The following is a 12,740-nucleotide window of genomic DNA, read 5'->3' on the forward strand; positions in this document are numbered from 1 at the left end:
ATCGGAAACGCACGGATTTTCCCGATTTCAACGATCGTGAGATGTGGTCGGCATGTTTCGGGGTTGTCAGCAGGGACGGCGGCGCGCGACCATCCGTACCCATCAACTCTTATATAAGACATAAGACATTTGACGTTGCCGGCCATTCCAATTAAAATCGGGCTCAAAGCAGTGCCAGGAACAGCTTCGGCGTGCCTGAAAAGCCCTCCCCTGAAACGCAATACCAGCAGGTCTCCCATGCTTGAAAACTTCCGTGCTCATGTAGCCGCGCGCGCCGCGCTCGGCATTCCTCCCCTGCCGCTGACGGCCCAGCAGACCGCCGAGCTGGTGGAACTGCTGACCAATCCGCCCGCCGGCGAAGAACAGACGCTCGTCGATCTGATCACCAACCGCGTGCCCGCCGGCGTGGACGAAGCCGCTCGCGTGAAGGCTGGCTTCCTCGCGGCCGTGGCCAAGGGCGAGACCGCCTGCGCGCTGATCTCGCGTGCCCGTGCGACGGAACTGCTCGGCACGATGCTGGGCGGCTACAACATCGCGCCGCTGATCGAACTGCTGTCCGACGCCGAAGTGGGCACCGTGGCTGCCGACGCACTGAAGAAAACCCTGCTGATGTTCGACCAGTTCCACGACGTCAAGGAACTGGCGGACAAGGGCAACGCGAACGCGCGCGCCGTGCTGCAAAGCTGGGCCGACGCCGAATGGTTCACGAGCCGTCCGGAAGTGCCGCAAAGCCTGACCATCACCGTCTTCAAGGTGACGGGCGAAACCAACACCGACGACCTGTCGCCGGCTCCGGACGCGACCACGCGCCCGGACATCCCGCTGCACGCGCTGGCCATGCTGAAGAACGCGCGTCCCGGCATCACGCCGGAAGAAGACGGCAAGCGCGGTCCCGTCAAGTTCATCGAGTCGCTGAAGGAAAAGGGCCATCTGGTCGCCTACGTGGGCGACGTGGTCGGCACGGGCTCGTCGCGTAAGTCGGCGACCAATTCGGTGCTGTGGTTCACGGGCGAAGACATCCCCTTCATCCCGAACAAGCGTTTCGGCGGTGTGTGCCTGGGCAGCAAGATCGCCCCGATCTTCTACAACACGATGGAAGACGCCGGCGCGCTGCCGATCGAACTCGACGTGTCGCAGATGGAAATGGGCGACGTGGTCGAACTGCGCCCGTACGAAGGCAAGGCACTGAAGAACGGCGCCGTGATCGCCGAATTCCAGGTGAAGTCCGACGTGCTGTTCGACGAAGTGCGCGCTGGCGGCCGCATTCCGCTGATCATCGGCCGCGGTCTGACGGCCAAGGCGCGTGAAGCGCTGGGTCTGGCGCCGTCGACGCTGTTCCGCCTGCCGCAGCAACCTGCCGACAGCGGCAAGGGCTTCTCGCTGGCGCAGAAGATGGTCGGCCGCGCGTGTGGCCTGCCGGAAGGCCAGGGCGTCCGTCCGGGCACGTACTGCGAACCGAAGATGACCTCGGTTGGCTCGCAGGACACGACTGGCCCGATGACGCGCGACGAACTGAAGGACCTCGCGTGCCTCGGCTTCTCGGCCGACCTCGTGATGCAGTCGTTCTGCCACACGGCGGCATATCCGAAGCCGGTGGACGTGAAGACGCACCAGACGCTGCCGAACTTCATCAGCAACCGTGGCGGCATTGCGCTGCGCCCGGGCGACGGCGTGATCCACTCGTGGCTGAACCGCATGCTGCTGCCCGACACCGTCGGCACGGGCGGCGATTCGCACACGCGTTTCCCGATCGGCATCAGCTTCCCGGCCGGTTCGGGCCTGGTCGCCTTTGCAGCTGCTACGGGCACGATGCCGCTGGATATGCCGGAGTCGGTGCTGGTCCGCTTCAAGGGCAAGATGCAGCCGGGCGTCACGCTGCGCGACCTCGTCAACGCGATTCCGCTGTACGCGATCAAGCAAGGCACGCTGACGGTTGCCAAGCAAGGCAAGAAGAACATTTTCTCGGGCCGCATTCTCGAAATCGAAGGTCTGCCCGATCTGAAGGTCGAGCAGGCGTTCGAACTGTCGGATGCGTCCGCTGAGCGCTCGGCCGCTGGTTGCTCGGTCCACCTGAACAAGGAACCGATCATCGAGTACCTCAACAGCAACATCACGCTGCTGAAGTGGATGATCGCCCAGGGCTACCAGGATCCGCGCAGCCTGCAGCGCCGTATCAAGGCGATGGAAGCATGGCTGGCCGACCCGCAACTGCTGCAACCGGATGCGGACGCCGAGTACGCGGCTGTGATCGAAATCGATCTGGCCGACATCCACGAGCCGATCGTTGCTTGCCCGAACGATCCGGACGACGTGAAGACGCTGTCAGACGTGGCAGGTGCGAAGATCGATGAAGTGTTCATTGGTTCGTGCATGACCAACATCGGTCACTTCCGTGCGGCGTCGAAGCTGCTGGAAGGCAAGCGCGACATCCCCGTCAAGCTGTGGGTGGCGCCGCCGACCAAGATGGACCAGAAGCAGCTGACGGAAGAAGGCCACTACGGCGTGTTTGGCACGGCAGGTGCGCGTACCGAAATGCCGGGCTGCTCGCTGTGCATGGGTAACCAGGCACAGGTGCGCGAAGGCGCGACGGTGATGTCGACGTCCACGCGTAACTTCCCGAACCGTCTGGGCAAGAACACGAACGTGTATCTTGGTTCGGCGGAACTGGCTGCGATCTGCTCGCGTCTGGGCAAGATCCCGACCAAGGAAGAGTACATGGCCGACATGGGCGTGCTCAACGCCAACGGCGACAAGATCTATCAGTACATGAACTTCGATCAGATCGAAGACTTCAAGGAAGTGGCTGATACCGTAGCGATGTAAGCCAGCGGGGTGACTGCGGCGAGGTGTTCTCGTCGTGGTTGCTCGTTGTCGGTCCGCGCGATGGCGCTGTGGGTTGAATGCCTGCGGCGCCGTTTTTTTTTTGAGGTTTGTGCTTGGGGGCTTTTTTTGCTGCGCAAGCGTTTGGTGTTGGTGTTGGTGTTGCTGTTGCTGTTGCTGTTGCTGTTGCTGTTGCGCTGGCATCCGCGATTTGTCTTGCCCGCTTCACGCGTTGCCCCTGTGCGGGGCGGCACCTACTTTTCTTTGCCGCGGCAAAGAAAAGTAGGCAAAAGAAAGCCGCTGAACACCGCCCGTTCTTGTTCCTGCCTGAGGGCCCCCAACGGTTCCTCCGCTTCACACTCCCGCGTCACCACACGCGCGACCAAATCTCCCACGTTCTATAGCGGCAAACTGTGTGTCGGCTGTCGCGCCGTATGCGCTTCACTCCGGACTGAAAAGCACGATCGGTGTCGTAAGAGCGCTGCCGTTTGCAGCACTACGACCTACACACAGTTTGCCACCTGGGCGGCCGTAACCAATCGCTGCCGTTCGCTGTGCTACGGGTGATTGAAGCGGGTGAGGCGCCTATTCGAGGCGTTGGCAACTGGCATTGAATGGCAGAACGCCGTGTGAAGCGGAGGAACTGTTGGGGGCCCTCAGGCGGAGGTCAAGTACGGGCGGTGTTAGCCCGCTTTCTTTGCTTACTTTCTTTGCGGCGGCAAAGAAAGTAAGTGCCGCCCCGCACAGGGGCAACGCGTGAAGCGGGCAAGACAAAACGCGGATGCCAGCAAAACCAAAACCAAAACCAAAACCAAAACCAAAACCAAAACCAAAACTAAAACCAAAACCAAAACCAAAACCAAAACCAAAACCAAAACCAAAACCAAAACCAAAACCAAAACTAAAACCAAAGGTTATCCATCTGTCGACCGCGTAACCTCCTCCCATGCATCCATCTCCACCCCCATCCCCAACAACTTCTCCCGCACAAGCCCCAACGCATCGCTGCCAAGCAGCAAATGCACCGGCGGAGCGTCGCTCCCAACAACATCCAGCATTGCCCGCGCAGCCTTCACCGGATCCCCTAGCTGCTTGCCGCTTTTCTCTTCCCGCGCAGTTCTGATCGGATCGAACAGAGGATCGTAGTCGGGAATCGAGCGCGGCGTACGGACCATCGACCGGCCGGCCCAGTCGGTCCGAAACGACCCGGGCGCGACAGCCGTCACATGGATCCCAAACGGCCTGACCTCTTTGCTGAGCGCCTCCGAGATGCCTTCCAGCGCGAACTTGCTGCCACAGTAATACGTAATGCCAGGCATCGTGATAAATCCACCCATCGACGTGATGTTGAGAATGTGGCCGCGCCGACGTTTGCGCATACTAGGCAGCACGGCCTTCATCATCGCGACTGCGCCGAACACGTTGACCTCGAACTGCCGACGCATCTCGGCGAGCGGTGACTCTTCCATCACACCTTCGTGACCGTAACCGGCGTTGTTGATAAGTACGTCGATCGGACCTGCCGTTGACTCGATCCCTGCAACGACACGATCGATAGCTTCAAAGTCCGTCACGTCGAGCACGTACCCCACGGCCGCGCCCGGCGCCAATGCTTGGAATGCCGCTTTCGCCTGTTCGCTGCGCACGGTGCCGATCACGCGATGGTTGGCGGCGAGCGCCTCGATGGCCAGCGCGCGGCCAAACCCGCTGCTGACGCCAGTGATGAGCAATGTCTTGACCGTTGACATGAAAACCTCGCAAGAGAGAATGGACGACTGCATAATATTCTTCGTCAACGATGCAAATCAGACCCTAAACTCTTCTCTTATTGCCTATTCCTATGACACAGGTGAATCGTGGCGAAAGGTAACGACGGCGGCCGCTCCACGGTGGGCGGCGATCGGCAAAAGACGATTTCGCTATTGAAGGCGCTTGCGCCCGACGAGGGATACAACCTGACCGCGCTGCCGGACGTGCGGATTCTGCGTTCGAACCGCGCGCTATCGCGCACGCCAGTGCTTTACGATCCCGGCATCGTGATCGTCTGCCAGGGAAGCAAGCGAGGTTATTTCGGCGATCAGATCTACGTGTACGACGAGCAGCACTATCTCGCCGTGGCCGTGCCAGTGCCCTTTACGATGGAGACCGACGCGACACCGCAGCGCCCGTTGCTGGCCATCTACATGCATCTGGATTTCAAGGTGGCCGCGGAACTGATGCTGCAGATCGACCGGCAGCGCGTGCCGCTGGATGAGCATGCGCCGCAAAGCATGATGTCGAGCCCGATGGACGCCACATTGCAGATGTCGGTATTGAGGTTTCTCGAAGCGATGAGCAGGCCGCTCGAGGCCACGATTCTCGGCCCGGCGCTGGTACGTGAGCTGTATTTCCGCGTGCTGACGGGTGCGCAAGGCAATGCAATGCGTGCAGCGTTAGCGATGCAGGGGCAGTTCGGCAAGATAGGCAAGGCGCTGCGTCGTATCCACGCTACCTATGCGCAGCCGCTCGACGTTGCGCAACTCGCCAGTGACGCAGGGATGAGCGTGCCGACGTTCCATGCACACTTCAAGGCCATCACGCAGACATCGCCGATGCAGTACGTGAAATCGACACGCCTGCATCAGGCTCGACTGCTCATGTTGCGACAGGGCATCACGGCTGAAGCAGCATGTCACACAGTGGGCTACAGCAGCACGTCGCAGTTCAATCGGGAGTTCAAACGTCTCTTTGGTTTGACGCCTGCGGCGGAGGCGAAGCGCATGCGCGAGACTTTCTCTTTGCCGCCCGCGTTTGCCAGGTCCGAATACGTGTCGTCGCACTGATATCCACGATCCGAACTTGAACGTGCGGGAGTCCGTTTCAGAACGGACTCCCGCTCAGCCTTAACCGCGGAACAGATGCGAAGCGTGCGTGATCGCGCCGCCTGCGCGGATAGCCGCTGCCACGAGTGCCGCTTCGGACAGTTGTGCTTCGCTGGCGCCAGCGTCGCGTGCTGCTTTGGTATGCAGTTCAATGCAATACGGACACTGCGTCGTCAACGCGACTGCGACGGCAATCAGCTGCTTCTGTTGCGCGCTCAATGCGCCTTCCTCGAAAACTGCCTTATCAAATGCCCAGAAGCTTTTCATCGCTTCCGGTGCGTTTTCGTCCAGTTTCTTGAGTCGGGTAAGATGCTTCATATCGAACATGGGATTCTCCAGTAATCAATGGCCTACGTGGTCATAGTAGAGAGGTCCATGTTCCAAATGGTCTCGACCAGGTGCGAATTCGTCCATGGCTACTGGCACTATCTTTGAGCTTCCCGTACTCGAGCGTTTTCTCGCTGCACTCGACATCGGCGTGGCGAACTTCACGCTGTGCGACATACGCGATGGCTGGAGCGCCCGGTTCGACGCCTGCGCGACGGCGAGTCTTCACTACTGCATGGAAGGAAGCGGCGCGCTGGTGACGCAAGGCGGGGAGCGGATCGCACTGACCTCGCATAGCTTCGTGCTGTTGCCGCCCGGGACCGCTTACCGGATAGAGAGCAGCACGTCGTTGCCCGCGAACGAGACACGCCACGGACGTCTCACAGATTGGCCGTCCCGGGAAACGGTACCGACGGTGCAGGCGGGCGATGGCTCAGCCGGCGTCGCGACCGCGTGCGGCGAATTGCAGCTCGATACGAACCACGGCAGCGATCCATTCAACACAATGCATCGACCGCTGATCGCGCAGTTCGACGGCGAGTCGGGCTTGAAGAACCAGTTCGTGTTGCTGCTCGCGGAATGCGCGCGGCCGGGGCTCGGTTCGCGCGCGCTCGTGGAGGCGTTGCTCAAGCAATGTCTGATCATGGTGATGCGACGTCAAATCGACAACGCCGGCACCGAACTTCCATGGGCCGCGGGCTTTGCCGACAAGCGGCTCGCAGCGGCGCTCGAAGCGATTTTCGAACGGCCGGGGTCGCCGTTGTCGGTGGAGCGCCTGGCCGATATCGCGGGAATGAGCCGGTCCGCGTTTGCGGCGCAGTTCATGAAGGCGTTTGGCCAGCCGCCGATGAGCATGTTGAAGCTCGTCCGGCTACGCAAAGCGGCGGAATTGCTGGCGACGACAGCGCTGCCTGTCGCCGAGGTTGCGCGGATGGTGGGATTTTCGAGTCGAAGCAATTTCTCGCAGGCTTTCCACGCGATGCACGGAATGGACCCGACTGCGTTCAGGCGTCGCCCGGGTGCGGACAGATAACCGGCCGACGCCTGTTTTTTGCTACGCAGTTACACCGCGCGGAAACCTTCGTCGATTTCAGCGTGCGACAGGTGGGCCACCGTGTTCACGAGCGTCTTCGCGGCCGCCGCAAGCGCAATGGCAACCATCGCTCGATGATCGAAGCCCGCCGCCTTCAGTGCATTGACGTCGCTGTCCGATACCTGCGTGCGCTTGGTCGCGATGGCAGCTGCAAAGCGTCGCACCGCTTCCAGCTTCTCATCTTCGATCTTGCCACCGTTACGAAGCGCTTCGACGATATTGGCGGATGCACCGAGCTTTGCCGCAAGCGTCGAATGCACAGCGATACCGTAATCAGCCGAATTCGCGCGGCTTGCTGCGGCCAACGCAACCTGCTGTGCGATGGGATCGAGCGAACTCGCGCCCAGCGATTGCAGCATCGTGATGTACGCGCCCAGCACTGACGGTTCAGCCGCGATCGCGTAACCCAGGTTCGGCACGAAGCCGAATACGCCTTGCATGCCGTCCAGCAGTTCCTTTGCAGCTTCCGGCGCCGATGCCGCCGTCAACTCGCCAAACAGCGCCTTGCCTTGCGCCGAATCCAGCGTTCTCGCGAGGAACGCGCGGATGATGCCGGCCACTTCGTCGAGATGCGTCTCCAGCGGGAAGTGTCCTGCGTCGACAAAGTGAACCTCGGCGTCCGGAATGTCGCGACGGAAAGCTTCAGCCCCAGCGGGCAGGAAGAACGGATCGTTCTTTCCCCAAACGGCGAGCGTCGGCGGGCGATGCGTACGGAAGTATTCGTGGAAGCGGGGATATGCCGCGACATTGGACTTGTAGTCGCCGAACAGATCGAGCTGGATATCGGCGTTGCCCGCGCGATCGAGGAAATGTTGATCGAGCGTATAGGACTCGGGCGCGATCAGCGATGCATCCGACTCGCCATGCGTGTACTGGAACGCGGTCGTTTCGGACTTCAGGAACGCACGCAGGTTGTTGCGATTCTCTTCCGTTGCCGCTTGCCAGTAAGCGCGGATCGGATTCCATCCATCGCTGAGACCTTCCTCGTAGGCATTGCCGTTTTGCGTAATCAGCGCGCTCACGCGTTCCGGACGCGAAGCAGCCAGACGGAAGCCGACGGGCGCGCCATAGTCGAACACGTACAGTGCATAGCGATTCAACCCGATCGCGTCCGTGAAGCCTTCGATCACCTCGGCGAGATGGTCGAACGTATATCCGAAGGCGCCTGCTTCCGGTGCATCGGAAAAGCCGAAGCCTGGCAGGTCGGGCGCCACCACGCGGTATTTGTCGGCGAGCCGGGCGATCAGTCCACGATACTGATGGCTCGATGTGGGGAACCCGTGCAGCAACAGCACGGCTGGTGCGTCCTTGTGCCCGGCGTCCCGATAGAAGACGTTGAGCGGAGAACCCGTCCGACGATCAGCGACAGAGACGGTTTGGTACGTGGGCGTAACAGACATGACAACCTCCAGGTTGGGTAGAGATGCCGGTACGTCGAAGATCAAACTGTACCGAACGATCGGTACAGTAGTTCGCATATCGAGATCCGTCAAGTTTTTTGTTGAGCTGCTATACTGCGTACTTATGAATTGCACCGAACGATCGGTGCAATAAATTGGAGTATGTGATGCCCGCCACAACAGCTTCGAAGGACGAGATAGTCGATCGCCTGTTTGCCGTGTTTCAGGAGCACGGATTTGATGGTGCCTCGCTCAGCGATGTTTCGCGCGCGACGGGTCTGGGCAAATCCAGCCTTTACCATCATTTCCCGGACGGCAAGCTGCAGATGGCGCAGGCCGTGCTCGAACGTGCTACGGCCGTGATCGACAGCGAAATCGCCGAGGTGGCAAAGTCTTCGTTGTCGCTGAAAGCGCGCATCCGCAAGATCGTCGCGCTGCTGAATCAGATGTATTCGGGAGGCCGCAGGCTGTGCGTGCTGGGCCGGATCGCATCGTCGTCGGTGAGGGCGGATGCGATGGACGGCTTGCGTTCCGCTTTCGAACTGTGGATCAGCGCAATCGCTTCGCTTGCCGAAGAGAGCGGCATGCCCTCGCGGCGCGCGGCGACGTTCGCGGAAGACTGGGTCGCGCGATTGCAAGGCGCGCTCATCATGCAGGCGGCAACGGGCGACACAGGCGCCTATGAGCGGACGCTGGACGCATTGATCGAACTCGGAGAGAGAGCGGCTGGCTAGCCGATTTGCGCGCTTGGAGATCGTCGTTCCTGTTAATGCAAAACAGATGTGCAGATCGGGTGCAGGCGCGGATGCAAGCGCGCGGCACAGCGTTTGCTGAATTCATGTTCGAGCAGATGGCAATCGTCTGCGTCGATATTTCCAGCCCTTTTTAGGAGACAGATCATGAACAAGGCAACCAGCGCACTTATTGCAGCCGTCGCCGCACTCGCACTGTCGGGCGGCGCTTATGCACAGTCGACGGGCGGCACCGCCGGTGGCGGCGGGTCGAGCCATGGCAGCACGTCCAGTCCGGCAACCAACCAGATGAACGATACGAATGGCGGCTACGGCACACCAGGCAACACGGGTATGGAGAGCGGCATGAGCGCACAGGGCATGCAACAGCCGGGCCCGAACAATAGCTCGACACCGGCGCCCAAAACCAACAATACGTTGGCAACGCCTACCGTGAAGTCGCCTGCCGCAAACAGCAATTAAGGACGAAAACCTAGGCTTCTATGGGGTCGTAGCGCACTATCCTTCACGAAAGGAAAGCCGCTGACCTGACATTCGAAGCAACCAAAGGAAGCAACCAAAGCCGCTGCCCTGACGGACAGCGGCTTTTTTTGTATCTCGTGTTCATGCAATGCGGCCGCGTTCGACTGCGTGGCATGATCGACGCGTTTCAGGCATGGTTTGACTACCTCATCACGCGCAGCCCTTACGACAGATCAACATGGATGACATCCGCAACGATTCCCGTTCGACGCCCACGCCCTCAGGCATCTTCACCGGCTTCGTGCGTGTGCGCGGCGCACGCGAACACAACCTGAAAAACATCGATGTACAGATTCCGCGCGATGCGCTCGTCGTGTTCACAGGGGTCTCGGGTTCGGGTAAATCATCGCTCGCGTTCGGCACGCTATACGCGGAGGCGCAACGACGTTACTTCGAATCGGTTGCGCCGTACGCGAGGCGTTTGATCGAGCAGGTTGGCGTGCCTGAAGTCGATGCGATCGAAGGCCTGCCGCCCGCCGTCGCCCTGCAACAGCAGCGGGGCACACCGGGCGCGCGTTCGTCGGTGGGCAGTGTGACCACGCTGTCGAGCCTCGTGCGCATGTTGTACTCGCGCACGGGTACGTATCCAGCGAAACAGCCGATGCTGTTCGCCGAGGACTTCTCGCCAAATACGGTACAAGGCGCCTGTCCCGCGTGCCACGGCTTGGGGCGCGTGTACGAGGTTACCGAGAAATCGATGGTGCCCGACGACTCGCTGACCATTCGCGAGCGCGCGATTGCCGCGTGGCCGCCGGCGTGGCATGGGCAGAATCTGCGCGATATCCTGGTGACGCTCGGCTACGACGTCGACACCCCCTGGCGCGATCTGCCGAAGAAAGACCGCGACTGGATTCTCTTCACGGACGAGCAGCCAACCGTGCCCGTCTATGCGGGCCTCACACCAAAAGAGACGCGCGCCGCGCTCAAGCGCAAGGACGAGCCGAGCTATCAGGGGACGTTCACGGGCGCGCGTCGCTACGTGCTGCATACCTTCGCGAACACCCAAAGCGCACTGATGAAAAAGCGCGTGTCGCAGTACATGATCGGCAGCGACTGCCCGGAGTGTCACGGCAAACGGCTCAAGAAAGAAGCGCTCTCGGTGAAGTTTGCCGGACTCGATATTGCCGAACTGTCGCAGTTGCCGCTTGCTGGACTCGCTGCGCTGCTCGAGCCAATCGCACGCGGGGAATGGGCAAAACCGGATCGAGCGACGCCAGGCAAGGGCGCGGGCAAAGGCGGCGTGCTCAGCAAGAGCGCGATGCGCGATGCCGTCGATAAACGCGTCGCCGCGGGCGGTTCAGCGCACAAGGCATCGCCAGACGTGCGCCGTACACCGAACCTTTCCGACGAGAAGCGCCTCGCCGCGCAGCGCATTGCGGCCGAGTTGCTGGAGCGGCTGACGACGCTGATCGACCTTGGCCTGGGTTACCTCGCGCTCGACCGCAGTACGCCGACGTTGTCTTCGGGTGAATTGCAGCGGCTGAGACTGGCCACGCAGTTGTCGTCGCAACTGTTCGGCGTAGTGTATGTGCTCGACGAGCCATCGGCCGGCTTGCATCCCGCCGATGGCGAAGCGCTGTTCAGCGCGCTGCAAAAGCTGAAGGAAGCCGGCAATTCGCTGTTTGTCGTCGAACACGATATGCACACGATGCGACGCGCCGACTGGCTGGTCGATGTGGGCCCCGCTGCGGGCGAGGCGGGCGGTCACATCGTGTATAGCGGGCCGCCAGAGGGCCTCGCGACCATCGAGGCATCGCAGACGCGCCAGCATCTGTTCGCGCCGCCTGCGCGGGTCGATCGCACGCCGCGCAGTGCCGCGCGCTGGCTGCGGCTCGCCAGCATCACGCGCAACAACCTGCACGGGCTGGACGTTGCCTTCCCGCTAGTCTGTCTGACGACGGTCACGGGTGTATCCGGTTCGGGCAAGTCGAGCCTCGTCAGTCAGGCGTTGCCGGAACTGGTCGCGAGCCGGCTGGGGAAAGTCGTCGACAGTCCCGACGATGACGAACAGGACCCGCTGCTCGCGATCGCGCAAGTGCCGACGAGCGGCCATATTGCCGAGGGAATGGAAGCGATCAGGCGACTCGTGCGCGTCGACCAGAAGCCGATTGGACGAACGCCGCGTTCGAATCTCGCCACCTACACGGGGCTGTTCGACCACGTGCGCAAGCTGTTCGCGGATACGCCCGCTGCCCGCAAGCGACGCTACAGCGCAGGGCGTTTCTCGTTCAACGTCGCGCAAGGCCGTTGCCCGACCTGTGAAGGCGAAGGGTTCGTCAGCGTCGAACTGCTGTTTCTGCCAAGTGTGTATGCGCCGTGCACGACTTGCCACGGCACGCGTTATAACGATTCGACACTGGAGATCACGTGGCAGGGCAAGAACATTGCGGAGGTACTGGGCCTCACCGTCGACGCCGCGTGCAGTTTCTTCGCGGGCGAACCGGGTGTGATGCGTGCGCTCACCGCACTACGCGATATCGGGCTCGGTTATCTGCGGCTTGGCCAGCCGGCTACCGAGCTATCGGGCGGGGAAGCGCAACGCATCAAGCTCGCGACCGAACTGCAACGCGCGCAGCGTGGCGACACGCTCTACATACTCGATGAACCGACCACGGGGCTGCACCCCGCGGATGTCGACCGGTTGCTGGTGCAACTGCAAGGACTCGTCGATGCCGGCAATACGGTGATCGTGGTCGAGCACGACATGCGGGTGGCTGCGCAAAGCGACTGGGTCATCGATATCGGACCGGGCGCCGGAGATGCTGGCGGAACGATTGTGGCGAGTGGCGTACCGGCAGACGTTGCGCGTGCGCAGGGGAGCCAGACGGCGGGTTATCTGCGGCAGCAGTTCATGGGGTGAGGCTTTACGTTACAGCCGCTCGGCACCCGTTCGATGCATGTCCTTGTCCATGCATCGAACGCGTTCAGGCGCATAATCGGAAACTCCCGATGGGAAGGCAGGCCG

The 12,740-nt window shown here is 61.3% G+C and carries 10 protein-coding genes; 6 read left to right on the top strand and 4 right to left on the bottom strand.

What is annotated here, in order from left to right; all coding sequences use genetic code 11:
• Positions 1-237: 237 nt before the first annotated feature.
• Positions 238-2,823 (top strand): bifunctional aconitate hydratase 2/2-methylisocitrate dehydratase, encoded by a 2,586-nt coding sequence (acnB, locus tag G3O01_RS15295; RefSeq protein ID WP_205805969.1) that lies wholly within the window; start codon positions 238-240, stop codon positions 2,821-2,823.
• A 582-nt stretch (positions 2,824-3,405) separates the two neighbouring features.
• Here the strand turns inward: acnB and G3O01_RS15300 are convergent.
• Both G3O01_RS15300 and G3O01_RS15305 read right to left on the bottom strand, forming a co-directional pair.
• The gene (locus G3O01_RS15300) at positions 3,406-3,768 is read right to left on the bottom strand and encodes a hypothetical protein (RefSeq protein WP_205805970.1); all 363 of its coding nucleotides are present in this window, start codon (positions 3,766-3,768) and stop codon (positions 3,406-3,408) included.
• On the bottom strand, positions 3,735-4,568 hold the full coding sequence (locus G3O01_RS15305) for an oxidoreductase (RefSeq protein WP_205805972.1): 834 nt from the start codon (positions 4,566-4,568) through the stop codon (positions 3,735-3,737). Before G3O01_RS15305 ends, G3O01_RS15300 begins: the two co-directional genes overlap by 34 nt.
• Before the next feature lie 108 nt (positions 4,569-4,676).
• Between G3O01_RS15305 and G3O01_RS15310 the strand changes: the two genes are divergently transcribed.
• A complete protein-coding gene (locus G3O01_RS15310; protein WP_346779191.1) occupies positions 4,677-5,642 on the top strand; it encodes an AraC family transcriptional regulator in 966 nt (321 codons plus the stop codon).
• A 60-nt stretch (positions 5,643-5,702) separates the two neighbouring features.
• Here the strand turns inward: G3O01_RS15310 and G3O01_RS15315 are convergent, their stop codons facing one another.
• The gene (locus G3O01_RS15315) at positions 5,703-6,008 is read right to left on the bottom strand and encodes a carboxymuconolactone decarboxylase family protein (protein WP_205805974.1); all 306 of its coding nucleotides are present in this window, start codon (positions 6,006-6,008) and stop codon (positions 5,703-5,705) included.
• Positions 6,009-6,093: 85 nt separating this feature from the next.
• On the opposite strand from G3O01_RS15315, the gene G3O01_RS15320 reads away from it, so the two are divergent.
• A complete protein-coding gene (locus G3O01_RS15320; RefSeq protein WP_205805975.1) occupies positions 6,094-7,041 on the top strand; it encodes an AraC family transcriptional regulator in 948 nt (315 codons plus the stop codon).
• A gap of 29 nt (positions 7,042-7,070) precedes the next feature.
• Here the strand turns inward: G3O01_RS15320 and G3O01_RS15325 are convergent, their stop codons facing one another.
• A complete protein-coding gene (locus G3O01_RS15325; protein WP_205805977.1) occupies positions 7,071-8,501 on the bottom strand; it encodes an alpha/beta fold hydrolase in 1,431 nt (476 codons plus the stop codon).
• 167 nt (positions 8,502-8,668) lie between these two features.
• Between G3O01_RS15325 and G3O01_RS15330 the strand changes: the two genes are divergently transcribed.
• The 3 genes from G3O01_RS15330 to G3O01_RS15340 all read left to right on the top strand — a co-directional run bounded on the left by G3O01_RS15330 (position 8,669) and on the right by G3O01_RS15340 (position 12,635).
• Complete coding sequence (locus G3O01_RS15330; protein ID WP_205805978.1) at positions 8,669-9,235, top strand: TetR/AcrR family transcriptional regulator; 567 nt, start codon at positions 8,669-8,671, stop codon at positions 9,233-9,235.
• Positions 9,236-9,400: 165 nt separating this feature from the next.
• Positions 9,401-9,715, top strand: a complete 315-nt coding sequence (locus tag G3O01_RS15335; RefSeq protein WP_205805979.1) for a hypothetical protein — start codon at positions 9,401-9,403, stop codon at positions 9,713-9,715.
• Positions 9,716-9,953: 238 nt separating this feature from the next.
• On the top strand, positions 9,954-12,635 hold the full coding sequence (locus G3O01_RS15340) for an excinuclease ABC subunit UvrA (protein WP_205805980.1): 2,682 nt from the start codon (positions 9,954-9,956) through the stop codon (positions 12,633-12,635).
• Positions 12,636-12,740: the final 105 nt, after the last annotated feature.

This window comes from Burkholderia sp. Ac-20365, from assembly GCF_017104715.1.
GTDB lineage: Bacteria > Pseudomonadota > Gammaproteobacteria > Burkholderiales > Burkholderiaceae > Paraburkholderia.

Coding starts and splice junctions, on each gene's coding strand:
- G3O01_RS15315 (WP_205805974.1), bottom strand. CDS start 6,008: ATGTTCGATATGAAGCATCTTACCCGACTCAAGAAACTGGACGAAAAC.
- G3O01_RS15340 (WP_205805980.1), top strand. CDS start 9,954: ATGGATGACATCCGCAACGATTCCCGTTCGACGCCCACGCCCTCAGGC.
- G3O01_RS15305 (WP_205805972.1), bottom strand. CDS start 4,568: ATGTCAACGGTCAAGACATTGCTCATCACTGGCGTCAGCAGCGGGTTT.
- G3O01_RS15325 (WP_205805977.1), bottom strand. CDS start 8,501: ATGTCTGTTACGCCCACGTACCAAACCGTCTCTGTCGCTGATCGTCGG.
- G3O01_RS15335 (WP_205805979.1), top strand. CDS start 9,401: ATGAACAAGGCAACCAGCGCACTTATTGCAGCCGTCGCCGCACTCGCA.
- G3O01_RS15330 (WP_205805978.1), top strand. CDS start 8,669: ATGCCCGCCACAACAGCTTCGAAGGACGAGATAGTCGATCGCCTGTTT.
- G3O01_RS15300 (WP_205805970.1), bottom strand. CDS start 3,768: ATGGGAGGAGGTTACGCGGTCGACAGATGGATAACCTTTGGTTTTAGT.
- G3O01_RS15320 (WP_205805975.1), top strand. CDS start 6,094: ATGGCTACTGGCACTATCTTTGAGCTTCCCGTACTCGAGCGTTTTCTC.
- acnB (WP_205805969.1), top strand. CDS start 238: ATGCTTGAAAACTTCCGTGCTCATGTAGCCGCGCGCGCCGCGCTCGGC.